Source organism: Paracoccus fistulariae (assembly GCF_028553785.1).
Taxonomy (GTDB): Bacteria; Pseudomonadota; Alphaproteobacteria; order Rhodobacterales; family Rhodobacteraceae; genus Paracoccus; species Paracoccus fistulariae.
On record NZ_CP067136.1, the window covers coordinates 161924 to 183323 of the forward strand.

Annotated in this window: 22 protein-coding genes; 5 read left to right on the forward strand and 17 right to left on the reverse strand. The window is 65.2% G+C overall.

The features are described 5' to 3' along the window. Nucleotides 1-64: 64 nt before the first annotated feature. From lexA to ehuR, 14 genes are all read right to left on the reverse strand, one after another. On the reverse strand, nucleotides 65-781 hold the full coding sequence (gene lexA, locus JHX87_RS00860; protein ID WP_271884847.1) for a transcriptional repressor LexA: 717 nt from the start codon (nucleotides 779-781) through the stop codon (nucleotides 65-67). A 93-nt stretch (nucleotides 782-874) separates the two neighbouring features. Next, the gene (locus JHX87_RS00865; protein ID WP_271884438.1) at nucleotides 875-2059 is read right to left on the reverse strand and encodes a molybdopterin molybdotransferase MoeA; all 1185 of its coding nucleotides are present in this window, start codon (nucleotides 2057-2059) and stop codon (nucleotides 875-877) included. Continuing rightward, nucleotides 2056-2529 (reverse strand): cyclic pyranopterin monophosphate synthase MoaC, encoded by a 474-nt coding sequence (moaC, locus tag JHX87_RS00870; RefSeq protein WP_271884440.1) that lies wholly within the window; start codon nucleotides 2527-2529, stop codon nucleotides 2056-2058. The genes JHX87_RS00865 and moaC overlap by 4 nt, the downstream gene beginning before the upstream one ends. Further along, nucleotides 2526-3329: an indole-3-glycerol phosphate synthase TrpC gene (trpC, locus tag JHX87_RS00875; RefSeq protein ID WP_271884442.1), complete on the reverse strand. Its 804-nt coding sequence runs from the start codon at nucleotides 3327-3329 to the stop codon at nucleotides 2526-2528. Before trpC ends, moaC begins: the two co-directional genes overlap by 4 nt. A 78-nt stretch (nucleotides 3330-3407) precedes the next feature. Continuing rightward, a complete protein-coding gene (gene doeB / locus JHX87_RS00880) occupies nucleotides 3408-4403 on the reverse strand; it encodes a N(2)-acetyl-L-2,4-diaminobutanoate deacetylase DoeB (protein WP_271884443.1) in 996 nt (331 codons plus the stop codon). Beyond that, nucleotides 4400-5596, reverse strand: coding sequence for an ectoine hydrolase DoeA (gene doeA, locus JHX87_RS00885; protein ID WP_271884445.1), 1197 nt, complete (start codon nucleotides 5594-5596; stop codon nucleotides 4400-4402). Before doeA ends, doeB begins: the two co-directional genes overlap by 4 nt. Then, nucleotides 5597-6562, reverse strand: a complete 966-nt coding sequence (locus JHX87_RS00890) for a cyclodeaminase (RefSeq protein ID WP_271884447.1) — start codon at nucleotides 6560-6562, stop codon at nucleotides 5597-5599. Beyond that, nucleotides 6559-7512 carry a hydroxyectoine utilization dehydratase EutB gene (gene eutB / locus JHX87_RS00895; protein WP_271884449.1) on the reverse strand — a complete coding sequence of 318 codons (954 nt, stop codon included), beginning with the start codon at nucleotides 7510-7512 and terminating at the stop codon, nucleotides 6559-6561. The genes JHX87_RS00890 and eutB overlap by 4 nt, the downstream gene beginning before the upstream one ends. Continuing rightward, the gene (locus JHX87_RS00900) at nucleotides 7503-8210 is read right to left on the reverse strand and encodes a maleate cis-trans isomerase family protein (RefSeq protein ID WP_271884451.1); all 708 of its coding nucleotides are present in this window, start codon (nucleotides 8208-8210) and stop codon (nucleotides 7503-7505) included. The genes eutB and JHX87_RS00900 overlap by 10 nt, the downstream gene beginning before the upstream one ends. An 18-nt stretch (nucleotides 8211-8228) precedes the next feature. Beyond that, nucleotides 8229-8672 carry a universal stress protein gene (locus JHX87_RS00905; protein WP_271884453.1) on the reverse strand — a complete coding sequence of 148 codons (444 nt, stop codon included), beginning with the start codon at nucleotides 8670-8672 and terminating at the stop codon, nucleotides 8229-8231. A 10-nt stretch (nucleotides 8673-8682) separates the two neighbouring features. Then, on the reverse strand, nucleotides 8683-9969 hold the full coding sequence (locus JHX87_RS00910; protein ID WP_271884455.1) for a TRAP transporter large permease: 1287 nt from the start codon (nucleotides 9967-9969) through the stop codon (nucleotides 8683-8685). Between the two features lie 3 nt (nucleotides 9970-9972). Continuing rightward, complete coding sequence (locus tag JHX87_RS00915; RefSeq protein ID WP_271884457.1) at nucleotides 9973-10623, reverse strand: TRAP transporter small permease; 651 nt, start codon at nucleotides 10621-10623, stop codon at nucleotides 9973-9975. Between the two features lie 108 nt (nucleotides 10624-10731). Further along, the gene (gene dctP / locus JHX87_RS00920; RefSeq protein ID WP_271884459.1) at nucleotides 10732-11742 is read right to left on the reverse strand and encodes a TRAP transporter substrate-binding protein DctP; all 1011 of its coding nucleotides are present in this window, start codon (nucleotides 11740-11742) and stop codon (nucleotides 10732-10734) included. A gap of 161 nt (nucleotides 11743-11903) precedes the next feature. Continuing rightward, nucleotides 11904-13289, reverse strand: a complete 1386-nt coding sequence (ehuR, locus tag JHX87_RS00925; RefSeq protein ID WP_271884461.1) for a MocR-like ectoine utilization transcription factor EhuR — start codon at nucleotides 13287-13289, stop codon at nucleotides 11904-11906. Between the two features lie 72 nt (nucleotides 13290-13361). Between ehuR and JHX87_RS00930 the strand changes: the two genes are divergently transcribed. The 3 genes from JHX87_RS00930 to JHX87_RS00940 all read left to right on the forward strand — a co-directional run bounded on the left by JHX87_RS00930 (nucleotide 13362) and on the right by JHX87_RS00940 (nucleotide 16816). After that, entirely contained in the window at nucleotides 13362-13841 is a 480-nt protein-coding gene (locus tag JHX87_RS00930) for an Lrp/AsnC family transcriptional regulator (RefSeq protein WP_271884463.1), read from the forward strand. A 121-nt stretch (nucleotides 13842-13962) separates the two neighbouring features. Further along, nucleotides 13963-15420, forward strand: coding sequence for an NAD-dependent succinate-semialdehyde dehydrogenase (locus JHX87_RS00935; RefSeq protein ID WP_271884465.1), 1458 nt, complete (start codon nucleotides 13963-13965; stop codon nucleotides 15418-15420). A gap of 13 nt (nucleotides 15421-15433) precedes the next feature. Further along, a complete protein-coding gene (locus JHX87_RS00940) occupies nucleotides 15434-16816 on the forward strand; it encodes an aspartate aminotransferase family protein (protein ID WP_271884467.1) in 1383 nt (460 codons plus the stop codon). A 32-nt stretch (nucleotides 16817-16848) separates the two neighbouring features. Here JHX87_RS00940 and JHX87_RS00945 read toward each other — a convergent pair whose 3' ends face one another. The 3 genes from JHX87_RS00945 to JHX87_RS00955 are packed head-to-tail and all read right to left on the reverse strand — an operon-like array spanning nucleotide 16849 to nucleotide 19096. Beyond that, nucleotides 16849-17487, reverse strand: a complete 639-nt coding sequence (locus JHX87_RS00945) for a uracil-DNA glycosylase (RefSeq protein ID WP_271884469.1) — start codon at nucleotides 17485-17487, stop codon at nucleotides 16849-16851. Next, nucleotides 17484-18509 carry an anthranilate phosphoribosyltransferase gene (gene trpD / locus JHX87_RS00950; RefSeq protein ID WP_271884471.1) on the reverse strand — a complete coding sequence of 342 codons (1026 nt, stop codon included), beginning with the start codon at nucleotides 18507-18509 and terminating at the stop codon, nucleotides 17484-17486. Before trpD ends, JHX87_RS00945 begins: the two co-directional genes overlap by 4 nt. After that, the gene (locus tag JHX87_RS00955; protein ID WP_271884472.1) at nucleotides 18506-19096 is read right to left on the reverse strand and encodes an anthranilate synthase component II; all 591 of its coding nucleotides are present in this window, start codon (nucleotides 19094-19096) and stop codon (nucleotides 18506-18508) included. The genes trpD and JHX87_RS00955 overlap by 4 nt, the downstream gene beginning before the upstream one ends. A 105-nt stretch (nucleotides 19097-19201) precedes the next feature. Here JHX87_RS00955 and JHX87_RS00960 point away from each other — a divergent pair, with 105 nt between their 5' ends. Further along, nucleotides 19202-20221, forward strand: a complete 1020-nt coding sequence (locus tag JHX87_RS00960; RefSeq protein ID WP_271884473.1) for a hypothetical protein — start codon at nucleotides 19202-19204, stop codon at nucleotides 20219-20221. Between the two features lies 1 nt (nucleotide 20222). Continuing rightward, nucleotides 20223-21398 carry an aminotransferase gene (locus tag JHX87_RS00965; protein WP_271884475.1) on the forward strand — a complete coding sequence of 392 codons (1176 nt, stop codon included), beginning with the start codon at nucleotides 20223-20225 and terminating at the stop codon, nucleotides 21396-21398. Nucleotides 21399-21400 lie beyond the last annotated feature (2 nt).

Here is a 21400-nt window from a genome sequence, read left to right on the forward strand (position 1 = left end):
CGCGCCTATTGCAGAACGGTCTATCCGGCTTCTGGCGGGCGGTTCGGCGAAGGCCGGTCCGCCGTCAATAGCTGCGGATCAACCCCACCAGACGCCCCTGAACCCGGACACTTTCTTCGGGCAGGATGCGGGTCTCATAAGCTGAATTCGCGGCTTCCAGCGCGATCATCGCGCCTCGGCGGCGATAGCGTTTCAGCGTCGCCTCGTGCCCATCGACCAGCGCCACGATGATATCGCCATTATCGGCCGTGTTCTGTTCGCGGATGACAACGACGTCGCCGTCATTGATCCCGGCCTCGATCATCGAATCGCCTTTCACCTCAAGCGCATAATGGTGTTCGCGGCCCGATAGCATGGTCCCGGGGACCGAGATGTTATGCGACGCTTCCGAAATCGCCTCGATCGGGACACCTGCCGCGATGCGGCCCATCAGCGGCAATTCGACCGCGCCGCTATCCACGACGCTCATCGCGCCGCGCGGCTGCGGCGAGGGGCGGTTGTTCGAGACCACGCGCGGTGTGAAACTGGTCACGGATTTGTCGCGCGCAGGCGCCAGATCGGCCAGCGCCTCTGGCAGACGCACGATTTCCAAAGCGCGCGCCCGGTGCGGCAGACGACGGATGAAGCCGCGTTCTTCCAATGCCGTTACCAGCCGGTGAATGCCGGATTTCGAGCGCAGATCCAGCGCATCCTTCATTTCGTCGAAAGAGGGCGGGACACCGTCGCGCGTCATGCGCTTCTGAATGAATTCCAGCAGCTGGATTTGCTTCTTGGTCAGCATTGGCGCCATTCCCGCATCATTATGTTCCATTTATGTTCTAGCCCAATGAACGAATCGCGTCAATAAACAGAACAAGTCGCGGTGAAAAAACGGTTAATTTCCGCCGCGAAGAGGCAGGTAATCGACGATCTCGCCCGCGCCGCGTGGCGCGTCATGCGCCGGGCGGAAAAGCAGCGCATCGGCCTGTGACATGAGCGACAGCTTGGCCGAATCCTGATCCTCGAAAGGGGCGATCGCGGGCAGATCCCCGCCCGGTTCCAGCCGCGCGCGCAGATAATGCTGACGGTCGCCCTCGGCCGGGATATCGATGGCCAGTCTTGCGCGATGCAGCCTGTTTCCCACCGGAAGGCCCTGCATCCGGCGGATCAGAGGTTGCATGAACAAGATGCCACAAGTGATTGCAGAAACTGGATTTCCAGGAAGGCCAAGCATGGCCGATCTGCCGATCCGGCCGGCCATCAATGGCTTGCCCGGACGCATGGCCAGCTTATAGAAGGCGCGCTCCATCCCCAGCTCTTCGGCAACCCGCGCGATCAGGTCGTGATCCCCGACCGAGGCGCCGCCAATGGTCACGATCAGATCGGCCGTCGCGGCCTGCCGGAACCGGTCGCGCAGGCTTTCCAGACTGTCGCGGGCAATGGGCAGGATCGTCGGAAGCGCCCCGGCCTCTGTCGCCAGCGCCGCAATCGCCAGATCGTTGGAGCTGATGATCTGCCCCTCTTTCGGCGTCTGGCCGGGGCGGACAAGCTCATCCCCGCCTGCCAGAATCGCGACCGAGGGACGGCGCGCGACCGTCACCTCGGGGATATTCATCGCCGCCAGCAATCCGATATCGGCGGCGGTCAGCAGGCGGCCCGGCGCAAGGCTGTCGCCAAGGGCGAAATCGCCGCCACGCGGGCGGATATGGCTGCCGCGCGGCGGTTCCGTCACGGTCAGCATCTCGCCATCGCGGCGGGTCATTTCCTGCATCACCACCTGATCATAGCCCGCAGGCACGGGCGCGCCGGTAAAGATGCGGATGGCGGTGCCGGGGGCCGGCTGGCCGGTCCAGGGGTGGCCAGCCGCAGATTCGCCGATCACCCGCAGCGATTGCCCGATATCCTGCGCGCGCAGGGCATAGCCGTCCATGGCTGCGGCATCGAAGGGGGGCTGCGTCAGCTGCGCCGTGGCCGGGGCCAGCAAGGCACGTCCTGCGGCCTGTTCCAGCGAAAGAACCTCGCCATCGGCGCTTTCGGCCAAGGCCAGAACGCGGCTCAGGGCATCTTCGACGGTGATCACCGATCTGCCTCGTAAATGCCTGATTTTCCGCCTTCTTTTCGCAGCAGTCGGATGCCCTCGATGCGCATGGATTTCTGTGCGGCCTTCAGCATGTCGTAGATGGTCAGGCAGGCGGTCGACACGGCGGTCAGCGCCTCCATTTCGACCCCGGTGCGGCCGGTGGTGCGCACAGTGGCCGTCACGCGGATGCCCGGCAGGGCGGGATCCGGCGTCAGGTCCAGAGAGACCTTGGCAATGGGCAGCGGATGGCAGAGCGGGATCAGATCGGCGGTGCGTTTGGCGCCCATGATCCCGGCCAGCCGGGCCACGCCCAGAACATCGCCCTTGGCCGCGCCACCCTGGGCCAGGGCCAGCGTTTCGGGCGACATGATCACGCAACCCTCGGCAATGGCCTCGCGCGCGGTATCGGCCTTGCCCGAGACATCGACCATATGCGCCTGACCGGCACTGTCGAAATGGGTCAAGCTCATGGCGTGGCCTGCGCGGGGACGGCAAGGATATCGCGGGTCGCAGCGGCGACGTCCTGCTGTCGCATCAGGCTTTCGCCGATCAGGAAGCGACGCGCGCCGACCTGCATCATCGCGGCCAGATCCTGCGGCGTGAACAACCCGCTTTCGCAGACGATATCGCGATCCGAGGGGATGCGTGGCGCAAGCTGTCGTGTAACATCAAGTGTAACCTCGAAGGTCTTGAGATTGCGGTTGTTTATCCCGATCATCGGGGATTTCAGGCGCAGGGCGCGATCCAGTTCGGCGGCATCATGCACCTCGATCAGCGCATCCATGCCCCAATGTGTCGCGGCGTCCTCCAGTTCCGCGGCCAGCGCATCATCGACCGAGGCCATGATGATCAGGATGCAATCGGCACCCCAGGCCCGCGCCTCGGCCACCTGATAGGTGTCATAGAGGAAATCCTTGCGCAGGGCGGGCAGGTCGCAGGCGGCGCGCGCTGCGGTCAAGAATTCGGGCGCGCCCTGAAAGCTGGGCGCGTCGGTCAGCACCGACAGGCAGGCCGCGCCGCCCTGTTCATAGGCACGGGCCAGCGCGGGTGGATCGAAATCGGGACGGATCAGGCCCTTGGAGGGGCTGGCCTTCTTGATTTCCGCGATCAGCGCCGGTCCGGTTTTCGCCTTTTCCGCAAGCGCACGGGCAAAACCGCGCGGGGCCGTGGCGGCGCGGGCGTCGGCTTCGATATCTGCCAGTGGCCGGGCACGCCGCGCGGCGGCGATTTCATCCAGCTTATAGGCCTTGATCTTGTCGAGAATATCCATGCCGATCTTCTAGCCGCTTGCACGGGGTGAGGGAAGGGGCATCCGCCCCGCCCCGCGATGCAGGTCCGCGCATCGCGATCAGCCGCGACGCTCGGCAATCACGGCCAGACAATCGCCCATCTGCACCAGTCCGGGGAAATGTCGCGCCGCAAGGATACCGTCGCGATTGGCCGGAATCTCGACCGGGGGCTGACCCGTGCGGTCGGCTGGCCAGATCCGCGCGATGGGCTGGCCCTTGCGGACCTGATCGCCCAGATCGGCCAGCGGATGCAGAAGCCCGTCACGGGTGGCGAAGTGGAAGCAGTCGCCATCGGGCATATCCAGCATGATGCTGTTATCCGCCGCCTCGGGTGCGCCCGACAGGATACCGCTGTGGCGCAGCAGGTTGCGCGCGCCGCGAATGGCAATCTGGGCGGATCTGGCCGTCGCCGTACCGCCGCCGCCAAGCTCGGTGGTGACAAAGACCTTGCCCTGGTTCTCGACGGCCGTGTCGAACATGCCAACCGCGTCAATTTCCAGCATCATCATGCTGTAGGGTGCGGCAAAGGCCTGCATTGCCGCCACACATCTTTGCTGCTGATCCGCGTCATCCAGATAATGCGCTGCCGCATAGGGCAGGAAATCCAGCGTCTTGCCGCCCGAGTGGTAATCCAGCACGATATCCGCCATCGGCACCAGCACATCGTTGAAATAATTGGCAATCTTCTGGCTGGGCGTGCCATCGGCCCGACCCGGAAAGGCGCGGTTCAGATTGACCTGATCGATGGGGCTGACCCGTGTGCCCGCCCGGAATGCCGGGTAATTCATGTAAGGCACGATAATGACGCGGCCCGAAATATCGGCGGGCTCAATCTGCCACGCCAGTTGCTGCAGCGCGATCGGGCCTTCATATTCATCGCCATGATTGCCGCCGGTCAGCAGCGCGGTGGGGCCGTCGCCATTGGCAATCACCGTCAGCGGGATCATGATATTGCCCCAAGCGCTGTCATTGCGCGAATAGGGCAGGCGCAGGAACCCATGCGCCTTGCCCGGCCCGTCCAGCGGGATCGTTGGCGTGATCGGATTGCGGGTCATGACTTCACCAGCATCCGGCGCGGGATATTGCACAGCAATTCCGGCTCTCGTTCCGTGATGACGATGGATTCGGTCGTCTCGTACCCCCAGTCATCCATCCACAGCCCGGTCATGAAATGAAAGGTCATGCCCGGCTGCAATTCGGTCCGGTCGCCACGGCGCAGCGACATGGTGCGCTCGCCCCAGTCCGGCGGATAGCTGAGCCCGATGGGATAGCCGGTGCGGTTGTCCTTGACGATGCCATAGCGGTCCAGAACGGTGAAAAAGGCCGCCGCGACATCTTCGCAGGTATTGCCCGCGCTGGCGGCGCGCAGCCCAGCCTCCATCCCTTCCAGCACCGCCTTTTCGGCCTCCAGCATTTCCTGCGGCGGCTTGCCCAGAAAGATCGTGCGCGACAGCGGGCAGTGGTAACGCTGATAGCAGCCGGCGATTTCGAAAAAGGTGCCCTCGTTCAGCTTCATCGGCTGATCGTCCCAGGTCAGATGCGGCGCGGCGGCATCCGGACCCGAGGGCAGCAGCGGCACGATGGCCGGGTAATCGCCGCCATGCTGGGACCATTCGTCATAGCGCAGCCCGGCATCATAGATCTCGGCCACCAGATCGCATTTGCGCATCCCGACCTCGATCCGATCCGCGATCCGGCGGTGCATGCGTTCGACGATGCGGGCGGCCTTGCGCATATAGGACAGCTCTTTCGGCGTCTTGACGGCGCGCTGCCAGTTCACCAGACCGGTCGCATCCAGGATCTGCGCATCGGGCAGGCCGTGGACCAGACGCTCATGCGCCTTGGCGGAATACCAGTAATTGTCCATCTCGACGCCGATAAAGCCGCGATGCCAGCCGCGATCGGCCAGCTGCGCCCAAAGGTAATCCATCGGGTGATGCTCGACCGATTGCACATAATGATCGGGATAGCCGATGATGTGATCTTCCGACATCCAGACGGTGCGCAGCGCGCCATTCGCATCCTGGCTGCGGCCGAACCAGATTGGCTGATCGGTGGGGCCGATGATCACGCATTGATGTACATAGAAGGACCAGCCGTCATAGCCGGTCAGCCAGGCCATGTTCGAGGGATCGCTGACAATCAGCATATCCAGCCCCAGCTTTTCCATGCTGGCCCGGGTCTTTTTCAGGCGCTGTTCATATTCCCCGGTCGAGAAACGCTCGGGCGTCCGTTGCAATTCTGGCATTCACTGGCCTTTCGAGAACGCGGCAAGCGCGTGGGTGGCAATGGCGGTGTCCTGAACGCCGGTTCCGGTCAGGTCGGCGATGGTGATCTGATCGGCCGAGAGGCGGCCCGGATGCTGGCCCGCGATGATCTGGCCCAGTTCCGGCAGGCCGTTTTCGGTGACGGTCCCGGCCGCAAGGGCGGCGCGCAATTCCCCCATCAGGCGGGTCTGGCCAAGGCGGTCGGCGACATAAAGATCGGCGCGTTTCAGGCACAGGGGATCAAGTTCGTTCTTGCCCGGCTGATCGCTGCCCATGGCGGTGACATGCTGCCCCGGTTGCAGCCAGTCGGCCTGCAGGATCGGTTGCCGCGCGGCCGTGGTCGTGACGATGATATCGGCGGATCGGGCGGCGGCCTCGGGATCGGGTTCGGCGCGGGTCGGCAGGTCCTCCGCCGTCATCTCGCGCGCCAGCGCCTGCGCCTTGGCGGGATCGCGGGCCCAGATCACGGCCCGATCCACCGGGCGGACCAGCCGCAGCGCCTGCAATTGCATCCGCGCCTGCATTCCGGCCCCGAAGATCGCAACCCTGGTGGCATCGCATCGCGCCAGATGGCGTGCGGCGACGGCCCCGGCGGCGGCGGTGCGCAGATCGGTCAGATAGCCATTATCCAGCAGCACGGCGCTGACCCGCCCGGTTTGCGCCGACAGTACCACCATCAGCCCCGAGGTCGAGGGTAAGCCTTTGGCAGGATTATCAAAAAACCCCGGAGAGATCTTGACCGCAAAGCCCGGAAGCCCGGGCACATAGGCGGTTTTCACATCCACCTCGCCATTCACATCGGGCATATGCATGGAAAGGATCGGCGGCATCTCGACCCCGCCGCGGGCCAGCGTGGCAAAGGCATTCTCGACCACGTCAATGGCGGCCTTGTCCAGATGAACATGCCGGCGCAACTGGTCTTCGGTCAGGATCAGGATATCGCTCATGTGGTTTGCCTCAGAATGGCGGCGTGGCGGTCGGGGTCGATATTCCGGCCCGACAGGATCAGGACCAGCGGGGCGTCTGTGCGCAGTTTGCCGGCAAGGATCGCGCCTGCGCCGACCGCTGCGGCGCCTTCGACGGTCTCGCCATCTTCCAGCGCCAGATGGCGGATGCCTGCGGCAATCTCATCCTCGGTCAGCAGGATCAGATCATCCATCAATTGCCGCACCATCGGGAAGGTCAGCCGGTTCTGCAGCCCGATGCCGCCGCCAAGGCTGTCGGCAAGGGTTTCCAGTTCCGTGACCTCGACGGGCCGACCTGCGGACAGGCTGGCCGCCATGGCCGCGCCGCGCTGCATGCTGATGCCGATGATGCGCAGATCGGGGCGCCGCGACTTTGCTGCCAGCGCCACACCGGCAAGCAGACCGCCGCCCGACAGCGGGATGGCGATGCTGGCGGCATCGGGGATCTGGTCCAGGATTTCCAGCCCAAGCGTGCCCTGACCGGCGATGACATCGGCATGATCGAAGGGCGGGATCAGGGCAAAGCCCTCGTCCCGTTTCAGCCGCAGCGCCTCGCCGAAGGCCTCATCCTGACTGTCACCGGTCACGCGCGGCTCTGCCCCCAGGGCGGCGATGGCGTCCAGCTTGTTCTGCGGCACCAGACGCGAGACGCAGATGATCGCGGGCAGGCCCTGCGCGCGGGCCGCATGGGCCAGCGCCCGCCCATGGTTCCCGGTCGAGGCCGTGGTGACGCCCGCCACCCGGCCCAGCCGCAGAACCGCGTTCGCGGCCCCCCGCAGCTTGAAGGCGCCGGTCTCTTGCCGATGTTCGCATTTCAGCCAGACCGGGCCGCCCGCAAGCGCCGACAGGCTGGGCGAGGGCCTGACCGGCGTCACCCGCACCAGATCGCCGATGCGGTCCCGCGCGGCCAGAATATCCGCGATCACGACCATGTCCGGACCCCGAACAGCTTTCCCGGCCCCTCTGCGGGGATCCTGGCTTCGTCCAGCATGGCCCAGAACAGGGCCAGATTGGCGCTGATCACGGGTTTGCCCAGCCGCGCCTCCAGCCGGTCGATCATTCTGACAGCGGGCAGGGCGGTGCAGGACAGAAACAGCGCCTGCGCCTGCGGATGATCGGACTTTTCCGCGAATTCCATCAGCGCCGCGTCATCCAGCAAGGCCATGTCGCGATCATCGGCGTATCCCATCGACCGGCGGGACACGACCTCCAGCCCGCCTGCCTGCAGATAGTCCCCGACCAGATCGCTGGTCTGGGGCAGATAGGGCGTCATCAGCGCGACCCGCTGAACGCCAAGCGCGCGGAACCCGCGAATGGCCGAGGCGGCAGGCGTGGCAACCGGGGCGCGCCCGCCAATCGCGGCCTGCACCTCATCGCCCAGCACCGCCGAGGCCGAGGTGCAGCCAAAGCCGATCCCCTTCAACTCGACGCCGGGCACCAACAGATCCGCCGCCGCCCGCAGCCGGGGGCCGGTCTTGCGCAGGTTTTCAGGCGTGGTCGGATTATCAAAGGCGATCCGGGTGACATGCAGACGGCAACCCGGCGGCAACAGCCGTGCCGCATCGCCCTCGATCGTCAGATCGGTTGCCAGGGCAATCAGCCCGAAGCGGTGCAGATCGTCGCGCCACATGCCCGGATCCGCCCCGCGCTACACGACCATGACCGGGCATTTCGCAATGCCGGTGACCTTGTGACTGACCGAGCCCAGAAGATAGCTTTCCGTCGCCCCCAACCCGCGAGAGCCGACCACGATCAGGTCGCATCCCTTTTCCTGCGCCACCTGCACGATGGTCCGCGCGGGCTGTCCGGTCTTGATGAAGGCGCTCACCTGTTCCAGCCCGGCATCGCGCGCCTGACGCTTGGCATGATCGGCGGCCTCGCGCGCGGTGTCGCGCATCGCCTGATCCAGATTGCCGCCGGGATCCAGATTGCCCCGGACCATCGACAGCGACGCCTCCAGCATCGAATGGTGGCGATAGACGGTCAGCACCACCAGATGCGCATCGCACAGTTTCGCCAGCGCCGTTGCCTTGTCCAGCGCACGCTGTGACCCGTTCGAGCCGTCATAGGCGATCATGATCCGTTCAAACATCGCGGCCCCCTTATTTCGCAAAGGCCAGATCGCGCAGGAACAGGGCGATCTGCGGGAAGACAATCAGCAGTGCCGCCGTCGTCAACAGCATGAAGATGAAGGGCGGGGTGCCGCGAACGACCTCAAGATAGGGGCGCTTGAAGACCGCGATGGCGGTGAAGATATCGCAGCCAAAGGGCGGGGTCGCGCTGCCGATGGCGACCTGCAGCGTGATGATGGTGCCGACCAGAACCGGATCCAGCCCGACATCCTTCACCACCGGGGCAAAGATCGGCACGAAGATCAGGATCACAACGATCGGATCGACGAACATGCAGCCGACGAAAAAGGCGATCGAGATCGTTAGCAGGACGCCATAGGGGCCCATCTGGTCGATGCCGACGCCGCCCAGGATCGCCTGCGGGATCTGCGCAAAGCTGATCACATAGGAAAAGGCCTGACCTGCCCCCACGAGGATAAAGACCACGGCGGTGATCAGCCCGGTCGATTTCGCCGTGGCGTAAAGCTGTTTCATGTCCATTTCGCGAAACACGACCATCTCCAGAAACAGCGCGTAAAGCACGCAGGCCGCCGCCGCTTCGGTCGGAGAGAAAATGCCGCCATAGATGCCGCCGATGATGATCGCCGGAAAGCCCAGCGGCCACAGCGCGCGGCGGATCGCGACCCCGCGTTCGGGCCATGTCGCCTTCGGCTCGACCGGGACATTGTTCCGCACCGCGTAGAAATAGCTGTAGACCGAGAACATCAGCAGGATCAGCAGCCCCGGCCCGATCCCGGCGATGAACAGCTCCGAGATCGAGGTGCCCGAGACCACGCCATAGATGATCATCCCGATCGACGGCGGGATCAGGAAGGCGATATCCGAGGCATTGACGATCAGTGCCAGCACGAAGCTGTCATTATAGCCCGCCTTCAGCATGCGCGGACGCAAGGGACCGCCCACCGCCACGACCGTCGCCTGGGTCGAGCCTGACACCGCGCCGAACATGGTGCAGGCCCCCGCGGTCGAGATCGCCAGCCCGCCCTTCAGATGGCCCACAAATGCCATGACCAGATCGATCAGACGGCTGGCCGATTGCCCGCGTGTCATGATGTCGGCGGCAAAGATGAACATGGGCACGGCGATCAGGCTGGCCGGGCGGATGCCGCCCAGGATCTGCTGCACCATCGTGTCAAGCTGACCGACGCCGCCAAACAGCGCCACGAAGCCGATCAGCGAGCCCGCGATCAGCGGGATCATCATCGGAAAGCCCAGCAGAAGCAGCACGATCATGGTGCCGAAGATGGCGAATGCCATGGCCTATACCTCCTCTTCGGCGCTGTCGTCATAGCCTTCCAGCGTGCTGGTCGACAGCCAGATATCCTTGTCGATCACGTTCTTGATCGCGGTCAGCGCGTATTGAAGACCGGTCAGCAGAAAGCCCAGCGGCACCCAGACGATGATCCACCATTGCGGGATCTGCAGCGCCGGCAGCAGCCGCCCGCGCTTGGCCTGCGTCAGCACGTAATCCAGCGCATACCAGGCCAGCATCAGCATCGCCGCCGCCGTGACCGCAGCGATGATCACCATCATCAGCTTGCGCATCCGGAAGGGCATGGCGTCGAAAAAGGCCGACATGCGGATATGGCGGCCGTGGCGCGCGGCATAGGAAATCCCCGCGAAGGTGATCAGGATGATCAGCGCCTGATTCAGCTCTTCAGAAAAGAAGATGCTCTCGCCCAGCACGTAACGCCCGACCACATTCGCCACCGTGTTGACCGCCATCAGCAGCACCCCAAGGGCCAGCAGCACGGCCTCGATCCGGGCAATGGCGGCGTCGATCACGCCCAGAATGCCCGGCAGGCCCGACACATAGGCCGAATCGTCGATGTCGTTATCCAGTTCTGCCGCTTCGGCAGCGGCCAGCACATCGGGGTCGGGCACCGGTGCGTGAGGGTCGTCAAGCTTCATCTGGGCCGTCCGTCTCGGCTGTTTTCGGTGATCCTCCGGCACCGGCAATGCGGCCCCGGAGCGTTCATGTCAGAAGGATGCGCCCCCGGAACCCGGCGGCGCAGGCGATCAGTCGCCAGAGACGGCAGCCAGATCGGCCTTCATCTGGTCCAGAATTTCCTGTGCCTTCGGACCGCCGATCTTCAGGAATTCCTCTTCGACGGCGGGGGCGGTGTCGATAAAGGGCCGCCGCTGTTCCTCGCTCAGCGTGGTGATGGTCATCGAGGGCTTGGCCTCCATGATCTTCTTCAGCGACTCTTCGGTCAGGCCGGTCTGATAGTCGATGATATAGTCGAAGGCGGCGGCGATGGCGTCCTGAACGACTTTCTTATCCTCGTCAGACAGACCCTCATAGAAGTCCAGATTGGCCATGACGGCGGTGGTGAAATTGTTGTGGCCGGTGCGGGTGATGTAATCCGTCACCTCGTACATCTTGGTCGATTCGATGAAGAAGGCGGGGTTTTCCTGACCCTGGATGATCCCGGTCTGCAACGCGCCATAAACCTCGCCCCAGGGCAGCGGCGTCGGTGTCGCGCCGAAGGACTGGTAGCTGCTGACCAGAAGCGGGTTGGTCATCACCCGGAACTTGACCTCATCCAGATCCGCAGGCGCCTGCACCGCAGAGGTGGTGGTCATCATCACCTCGCCCTCGGGGAACATGGTCAGAAGCTGCAGCCCCTGATCGGCATAAAGCGGCGGGAACAGCTCGTGGATGGTCTTCGATTCGCGGAAGAATTTCACCAGCTGGTCCTGATCGGCAGGCAGCAGATAGGGCACGAAAAAGACCTGCGCCTCGGGGATCAGCGCGCCGGTAAAGCCGGGCGATTGGTCAACGAATTGCAGGATGCCGGATTGCGCCTGCTCCATGATATCGGCGGATTCGCCCAGCGTGCCAAAGGGGAACAGCTGGATTTCGTGATCGGAATTCGCCTCGACCTCTTCCTTGAACTTCTGCGCGAATTTGCCCTGCACCTCGTCCATCGCCTCTTCAAAGGCATAGCGCCAGGTATCCGCAAGCGCGCCACCCGAGCCAAGGATCAGGGCAACCAGGCTGGCAGCGGTCAATGTCTTATAGGTCATTTTACCTCCTGTTTCGGGCCAAAGCGGGGCCGTGGCCCGGGTTATGGAATCAGGTCTTCTTGCCTGAACTGCATGAGTCGACAGTTCGGCCCAACCGATTTCCAAGTCAATTTCTATATTAAACCATGACAATTTTGGCCGTCGGCGTCAAATCGACCGGATCAGCCAGTGCTTCTGCCTGCGTCAGAATCGGGCAGGACTGCCGCCAGCGCGGTCAGCCCGCGTTCCAGTTCGCGCAGTTTGGGCGCGCCCAGGCAGATGCGCAGCGCGGGGCTGCGGTCGATCACGGCGAATCCGCTGCCGGGGGCGACGGCGACCTCGTGCCGCAGCGCCTGTTTCAGCACGGCGCTTTCGTCGCAGGTTTCGGGCAGAGGCAGCCAGCGATGCAGCCCGTACAGATGGCCGCTGCAATCCGGGCCCAGAATGCGCTGCGCCAGCCGGTTGCGAATCGCCAGTTCCGACCGCTGCGCGGCCAGCAGCCGGTCGGCCGTGCCCGATGCGATCCAGTCCGACGCAATCTCGGCCACGATGGGCGTCGCCATCCAGGACAGCGACAGATGCCGGTTCAGCGCCCGCTCGGCCAGCCGCTCGGGCATGGCCAGAAAGCCCAGCCGAAGGCCCGGTGACAGGCATTTCGACAGACCGGTGAAATAGAAGCTGCGATCCGGCGCAAAGCTGGCAAGGGGCGGCGGGCGGCGCGGCGCAACAGGCCCGGTCGGATCGCTTTCCAGAATCATCAGCCCGGCGCTTTCCGCCGCTGCCGCCAATGCCGCGCGCCGGTCGCGGTCGATGATCCGCGCAAATGGCCCCGCGCCCGAGGGCAGCAGGAACACCGCCTTCATCCGTCCCGCCGAGGCCTGCGCGGCAGCAATCAGCGCCTCGGGCAGCATGCCGCGCGCATCGCCCTCGATCCCGCGCAGCCGCAGGTGCAGATAGCGCGCGGCGGGCCTGATCGTGTGGCAGGTCGAGCTTTCGGTCGCGATCTCATCGCCCGGCTGGGTGACCGACATCATGGCCACGATCATCGCGGGCGTGGTGCCATTGGTGATCAGGATGCGCTGCGCCGGCACGACCATGCCGCAGCGCGCCAGCCAGCCCGCCGCCATCCCGCCATAAAGCGACATGGTCTGGCGCGGGCGAAAGGACAGCATGGCCGATTCCGGCAGGCGGTCGGCAATGCGGTGCAGGCTGTCGCGCCAGGCTTCGGGCAGGTCCGGAAGGCTGACCGGGGTCATCATCGACAGATCAATCGGCGGCCGGTCGGTGGCGGCGCGGAACCACGGAACCTCGACCGTTTCGCGCGGGCCGGATTTCACGAAACTGCCGCGCCCGATCTCGCCCGAGATCAGGTCGGCGCGGATCAGTTCCTCATAGGCGCGGCTGACGGTCTGCACCGACAGGCCCAGCCGCCAGGCCAGATCGCGATGCGGCGGCAGCCGGTCGCCGGGGCGCAGGCTGCCCGAATCGATCGCCGCCGCAATGCCCTGGGCCAGGCTGCGATAGGCGGGGCGAGAGATATCTTCTTTGCTCAGCGGCCAGTGCGACATGGTCCCAATTGAGACAAGCGGCAGCTGCTTGTCCAGATTGACAAAGCGCCGGGCGGGCGAAACAAGCGTGATATGAACAGATTGCGTCTCGATGACCGTGACATCGCCCTGCTTGCGACGCTGACGCGCGAGGGGCGGATTTCCAAGACCGAACTGGCGGCACGGGTGAACCTGTCGCCGACGCCCTGCTGGGAACGGATGAAGCGGCTGGAACAGGCCGGGCTGATCCGCGGCTATCGCGCCGAGGTCGATCTGGCTGCGCTTGGCCCGCATGTGCAGGTTTTTGTCACGGTCGAGTTGGACAGCCACAAGGCCGAAAGCTTTCAGCGCTTCGAACGCAGCATCGCACGGCTGGATGAGGTGACCGGCTGCTGGGCCATCGGGGGTGGCTATGATTACCTGATGCAGGTGATTGCGCGCGACATCTCGGCCTTTCAGGATCTGATGGATGGCCTGCTGGAAAGCCGGGCCGGGCTGCGGCGCTATTTCAGCTATATCGTGACAAAACCGATCAAGGAACTGCCGCCGGCGCTGGCGCTGTTGCAGGCTTAGCCCCCGAAGAAACGCGCGCTCGGTCGTGTGGATACAGAGGATTCCTCTGCCCCGGACGCGGCAATTGGTGAAATCCTCGGCACGCGCGGGGGCATCCTGTCTTCGAACACGGAGGTGCGCGATGCGGGATAGTCCAGGGGCAGAGCTTGCAGATCAGATCGACGATGCCGGGCTGCTGCCCGGTCGCGGTGACTTTGCGGGGCAGGGGCGGCTGGCGGTGCGCGATCCGGCCACGGGGGCATTGATCGCGCAGGTGGCGATCAGCGATGCGACCGGGGCGCGGGCGGCGGTGGATGCCGCCCATGCCGCCTTTCCCGGCTGGATGGCCATGCTGCCGCAGGACCGCGCCCGGATCCTGCATCGCTGGCACGCGCTGATCATGGCCGCGAAAGAGGATCTGTCGCGGATAATGGTGGCCGAACAGGGCAAGCCGATCAGCGAGGCGCGCGGCGAAATCGACTATGCCGCCAGCTTCGTGCGTTTCTATGCCGAAGAGGCGCTGCGCCCGAATATCGAGGGCGTGACCAGCCATCTGCCCGATGCCGAGATGGAACTGTGGCGCGAACCCGTCGGCGTGGCGGCGCTGATCACGCCCTGGAATTTCCCCGCCGCGATGATCACCCGCAAGGCCGCAGCGGCGCTTGGCGCGGGATGCACCGTCGTCATCCATCCGTCAGCCGAAACGCCGCTGTCGGCACTGGCGCTGGCCGAACTGGCGCGGCGTGCGGGATTTCCGGACGGCGTGGTCAATACCGTGATCGGCGATGCCGCCAGCATCGTGGGCGAATGGACGGGCGATGCGCGCGTGCGGGCGCTGTCCTTTACCGGCTCGACGGAAATCGGGCGGCTGCTCTATCGTCAATCCGCCGAGACGGTCAAACGGCTGGTTCTGGAACTGGGCGGCCACGCGCCTTTCATCGTCTTCAAGGGCGCCGATCTGGACCGCGCCGTGGCCGAGGCGGTGAAGGCGAAATTCGCGACCTCGGGTCAGGATTGCCTTGGCGCGAACCGCTTTTACATCCACCGCCCGCTTTACGACGATTTCTGCGCCCGCTTTACGGCGGCGGTGCAGCGGCTGACGCTGGGCCCGGGGATGGAGGATCCCGATATCGGTCCGCTGATCCATGACCGCCAGATCGACAAGCAAAAGGCCCATGTCACGGATGCGCTGGAGCGTGGGGCGCGGCTTCTGTGTGGCGGGCAGGTCGATGCGCGCGGTCCGCTGTTCTTTCAGCCGACGGTGCTGGCCGATGTGCCCGACGATGCTGCGATCATGCGCGAGGAAACCTTTGGCCCCGTCGCCGCGCTGACCCCCTTTGACGATGAGGCAGAGGTTTATGTCCGCGCCAATAACAGCGAATACGGGCTGATCGCCTATGTCCACAGTCTTGACCCGCGCCGCATCTATCGCGCCACCCGCGCGCTGCAATATGGCATGGTGGCCGTGAACCGCACCAAGGTGACCGGCGCGCCGATCCCCTTTGGCGGGATGAAACAGTCGGGGCTGGGCCGCGAGGGTGCGCGGCAGGGCCTCGAAGCCTTTACCGAGATCAAATATGTCTGCCGTGACTGGGGATGAGAAAGGAACCGAGATGCTGACCAATGACGAGCTTGCGAAATGGGACCGCGAGAGCTTTTTTCATCCTTCGACCCATCTGGGCCAATTCGCGCGGGGCGAGGCTGCGCAGCGTATCGTGACCGGCGGCGAGGGCGTCTTTATCACCGATCGCGACGGCAACCGGCTGCTGGACGGCTTTGCCGGGCTTTACTGTGTGAATGTGGGCTATGGCCGCCCCGAAATCGCTCAGGCCATTGCCGATCAGGCCAAGGAACTGGCCTATTACCACGCCTATGCCGGCCACGGTTCGGAAGCGAATATCACCTTGGCGAAGATGGTCATGGACCGCGCGCCCGATCACATGGCGCGGGTCTATTTCGGTCTGGGCGGATCGGATGCGAATGAGACCAACATCAAGCTGGTCTGGTATTACAACAATATCCTTGGCCGGCCGGAAAAGAAGAAGATCATCAGCCGCTGGCGCGGCTATCACGGATCCGGGCTGATGACCGGCAGCCTGACCGGGCTGGAGCTGTTTCACAAGAAATTCGACCTGCCGCTGGCACAGGTGATCCATACCGACGCGCCCTATTACTATCACCGCCCCGATCTGGCCATGTCCGAGGCCGATTTCGTGGCCCATTGCGTGGCCCGTCTGGAAGACCTGATCGCGACCGAGGGCGCCGACACCATCGCGGCCTTCATCGGCGAGCCGGTTCTGGGCACGGGCGGCATCGTGCCGCCGCCCGAGGGCTACTGGCCCGCGATCCAGAAGGTGCTGGACCGTCATGAGATCCTGCTGATCGCGGATGAGGTCGTCACCGGCTTCGGGCGTCTGGGCAGCATGTTCGGATCGGATCATTACGGCATGAAGCCGGATCTGATCACCAGCGCCAAGGGTCTGACCAGCGCCTATGCGCCTTTGTCCGCCAGCATCGTCGGCCAGCGCATGTGGGATGTGCTGATGCAGGGCACGGATGAATACGGGGTGCTGGGCCATGGCTGGACCTATTCGGCCCATCCCATCGGCGCGGCGGCGGGGATCGCCAATCTGAAGCTGATCGACGATCTGGGGCTGGTGCAGAATGCCGCAGAGGTCGGTGCCCATCTGCTGGCCGGGATGCGCGAGGCCGTGGGCGGTCATGCCCATGTCGGCGAGGTCCGGGGCGAGGGCATGCTGTGTGCGGTGGAACTGGTCGCGGATCGCGACAGGCGGCGTTTCTTTGAGGCGTCCGAGACGATGGGGGCCAAGGTTGTGGCGGCCATGCTGAAGCGCGGCGTGATCGCGCGGGCGATGCCGCAGGGCGACATCATCGGCCTTGCGCCGCCGCTGTGCCTGTCGCGGGAGGAGGCCGATCAGATCGTTACGGTCACGCGGGACGCCATCGTCGAGGTGCTGGGCCCGGGCAGCGCCTGATTTCGGATATTTGACCACAGAAGATGGGCAGGTCACGCGACCCAGTCGATGGGGGCGTGGCCCTGCGCGACCAGCCAGTCATTGACGCGGCTGAAGGGGCGGCTGCCGAAAAAGCCGCGCCGCGCCGAGAGGGGCGAGGGATGCGCGGTGGCCAGTGTCAGGTCGTTCCTGCGGGGCAGGCCGGACAGCGCCTTCTGTGCATGGCCGCCCCAGAGGATGAAGGCCAGCGGGCCGTGTTGCTGGGCCCGGGCCACGGCCTGACGCGCCAGTTCGGCCCAGCCCCATCTGGCATGGGCCCCTGCCTGACCGGGCGGCACCGAAAGCGATGTGTTCATCAGCAAGACGCCCTGATCTGCCCAATGCGACAGATCGCCGGTTGCGGGAGAGTGGCCCAGATCGTCCCGCATTTCCCGGAAGATGTTTTTCAGCGAACGCGGCAGGGGGACGTCAGGATTGACCGAAAAGGCCAGCCCATTGGCGTGGCCGGGCGTGGGATAGGGGTCCTGACCCAGGATCACGACTCGGGTTCGGGCGGGCGTCGTTGCGGCCAGGGCGGCGAAGATCCGGTCCGGGCCGGGCAGCCAGCCGGGTGTTTCGGACAGGCGCTGTTGCAGTGCGGGCCAATTGTCGCGGAAGAAGGGCAGATCTGCCCATGCGGCAGGGGGTGTCACGGCTCTGGCGGGCCGGTGACTTCGGCCAGCGCGGCCAGTTTGGCCTTGGCCGCGCCGCTGTCGATGGATCTGGCGGCCAATTTTGCGCCCTCGGCCAGGTCTGCGACTTTTTCCGCCACCAGAAGGGCGGCGGCGGCGTTCAGCAGGACCGCGTCGCGATAGGCGCCCGGCTCTCCGTCCAGCAGGCGGCGGAAGGCGGCCGCATTATAGGCGGGATCGCCGCCGATGATGGCGTCGAAAGGATGGCGGGGCAGGCCCGCATCCTCGGGCGTGACGGTGAATTCAGTGACCTCGCCATCTTTCAGCGCCGCGACCGCGGTGTCGCCGACGATGCTGATCTCATCCGTGCCATCGCTGCCATGGACAAGCCAGGCGGCCTCGGAGCCCAGATCGCGCAGCACCTCGGCCATGGGACGGATCCAGTCGGTGCTGAAGGCGCCGGTCAGTTGCCGCCGGGCCGAGGCTGGATTGGTCAGCGGGCCCAGCAGGTTGAAGACGGTGCGGGTGCCCAGTTCCGCGCGCGGCGGGCCGACATGACGCATGGCCGGGTGATGCATGGTGGCCATCATGAAGCAGATCCCCGCCTGCGCCAGCGCCTGTTCGGCGGTTTTCGGGCCGCCCATCACATTGATGCCCATCTGGGTCAGCGCATCGGCCGAGCCGGATTTCGAGGACAGGTTGCGATTGCCATGTTTGGCCACCGGCACGCCTGCGCCCGCCACCACAAAGGCGGTCGCGGTCGAGATGTTCAGCGTGCCTTTGCCATCGCCGCCGGTGCCGACGATATCCATCGCATCGGCGGGGCCAGCGATCCGGTTCATCCGTGCCCGCATCGCCCGCGCGGCGGCGGCGATTTCATCGACCGTTTCGCCGCGCACGCGCAGTGCCATCAAAAGCCCGCCGATCTGGGCCGGGGTGGCCGCGCCGTCGAACAGGGCGGCAAAGGCGGCCTCGGCCTCGGATCCGGTCAGCGGGCGTTCGGCGGCGATGCCGATCAGCGGGCGGATATCGGTCTGGCTCATGCCGCTTCCTCGTGCGTGGTGCAGCGGTCGAGGAAGTTGCGGATCATCTCGTGCCCATATTCCGAGGCGATGGATTCGGGGTGGAACTGCACCCCCTCGATCGGCAGGGCTTCGTGCACCAGACCCATGATCGTGCCGTCATCGCTGGTCGCGGTGACGCGCAGGCTGTTGGGCAGGCTGTCAGGCTCGACCGTCAGCGAGTGATAGCGCGTCGCCGTCAGGGGCGAGGGCAGGCCCGCGAAAACGCCGCTGCCGTCATGGCTGATCTGATCGGTCTTGCCATGCATGATGCGCACGGCGCGCACGACCTTGCCGCCGAACGCCTCGCCAATCGCCTGATGGCCCAGGCAGACGCCCAGCAGCGGAATTTCACGCTCTGCCGCCGCGCGGATCAGATCGAGGCAAATTCCCGCCTGTGCGGGATCGCAGGGCCCCGGAGAGATCACGATCCCGTCAGGGTTCATCGCCAAAGCCTCTTCCACGGTCAGCGCATCATTGCGCCAGACAGCCACATCTGCCCCCGCTTCGCCCATGTAATGAACGAGGTTCCAGGTAAAGCTGTCATAATTGTCGATCAGAAGGATCATCTTTGGCGCCTTGCTTTTGGGGCGGTTTCCCCTTTGAAACGGGTTCGCTATAGATGGGGCATAGCGCGGCAAAGGGTCAAGACCGGCAGGAACAAGAAGAGGCAAATGACACGCGGTTTCTGGAAAGGTCTTCTGCATGGCGGACTGCTGAGCGCTGCTGCGCTGGCGGTTCTGTCTTTGCTGTCCCCCCTGCCTTCGCGCGATGAGCTTGCGGTCGGGACGCCCGCCGATGTGCCCGTGCCAGAGGTGTCGCCACCGGATGACAGCGCGGATGCCGCGCCCGCGCCGGAGATGGTCGAACCCGTCACGACAGAGGTGTCGCCGGTTGTGACCGGGGCGCCCTCCGCCGTCGCACCCCCCGAAACACGTGACGAATCGGTGATCAGCGCGGTGGACATGCCTGTCGGCTCTGAATTCGGGCGCGGCGGCGATCTGCCGCCGCTGATGCCGCAACCGCTTGAGCAGCCCCAAGGCGCGCAGGGACAAAGCGAGGCCCCCGGCGTCGTCGCCCCATCCGAGGAGACAGCCCCCGTTACCGAGGCCGTGAATGATGCACGGCCCAAGGCGGGCGAGGGTGCCCCCGCCGGGCTGGTCACGGAAACCGCCGAGGCCGCGCCGGAAGTCGATCTGCCAAGCGCGCTGCAAATGCCTGCGGCCTTGTCCTCGCCTCAGGCTCTGGGCGCGACAGAGCGTGACAGCGCGCCGGATATGTCGGCGCTGAGCGAGCCGCGCGATATTGCCGCGCTAGATGCGGTCGAACCGCAGCCAGAGCCCGGAGCCCCGGTTGCCGTGATCGCCCCGCAGCCCGTGCCGCCCGTGGCCGAGGCCGAGCCTGATGCACCGACGGAAACGCCGGCGGTTGACGAGGATCCACCAGCGCAGACCGAAGCGCCCGTGACCACCGCTGAGGCCCCGGTCGAGGATGTGACCGTGCCGACGCCGGATCTGTCGCTGCCCTGGATCGCGCCCGAAGTGACCGGAACGGAGGTGGCCGAAACTGCGGCGGCAGAAGAGGCGGACGGGACCGTTCTGACCGAGGTTGTCGTGCAGCGGCCCGCGACCGACGCGCCCGATCTGTCGCTGCCGCCCGATATCACCAGCCTGTGGGCGACGGAGCGCAACTGACATGAGACCGATCAACCCCGCGCTGGCCGCCACATTCGCGCCCCCGGTGATGGAGGCGCGCCGCTGGCTGCAGGGCGTCAGCTTTCCCCCGGAACGCCCGCTGATCAATGTCAGCCAGGCCGCGCCCGTCGATCCGCCGCCCGAAGGTCTGCGCCGCGCCATCGCCGATGCCGCGCTGAACCGGCCCGACGCGCATCTTTACGGCCCGGTGCTGGGCAATATGGATCTGCGAGAGGCCGTGGCCGCCGAATTCAGCAGCGCCTATCGTGGGCAGGTGCAGCCCGCGCAGGTGGCGATCACGCAGGGCTGCAATCAGGCCTTTTGCGCGGCGATCGAAACGCTGGCCGGGGCGGGGGATCAGGTTATCCTGCCAACGCCTTGGTATTTCAACCATAAAATGTGGCTGGATATGCAGGGGATCGGCACAGTGCCGCTGGCCTGCGGCGAGGATATGTTGCCCGATCCCGACCGCGCCAGATCGCTGATCGGGCCGCGCACGCGGGCCATCGTGCTGGTTACACCGAATAACCCCTCGGGCGCGGAATATCCGGCGGAACTGGTCGGGCGCTTCTTTGATCTGGCGCAAGAGGCAGGGATTGCGCTGATTCTGGATGAAACCTATCGCGATTTCGACAGCCGCAGCGGCCCGCCCCACGATCTGCTGACCCGCCCTGACTGGGACCAGACGCTGATCCAGCTTTACAGCTTTTCCAAGGCCTACCGGCTGACCGGGCACCGGGTCGGGGCCATCTTGGCCTCGGTCGCGCGGATGGAAGAGGTCGAGAAGTTTCTGGATACGGTCGCCATCTCGACCTCTCAGTTGGGGCAGATCGGCGCGCTGTGGGGGATGCAGAACCTGCGGCAATGGCTGGCCGGGGAACGCGACGAGATCCTGTCCCGCAAACAGGCGACGATCGCCGCCTTTGCCGGATTGCCGGGCTGGCGGATGAAAAGCGCGGGCGCCTATTTTACCTGGATTGAGCATCCTTTTGACCTGCCCAGCAATGATCTGGCCCGGCTGATGGTGGGGCAGGCGGGGGTGCTGGCGCTGCCGGGGACGATGTTCACCCCGGCGGGCGATCCGATGGGGGCAAAACATATGCGCATTGCATTTGCCAATGTGGATCTGCCCGGCATCGCCCAACTGGCCGAAAGACTTGCAAACTTCCAGCCCTGACA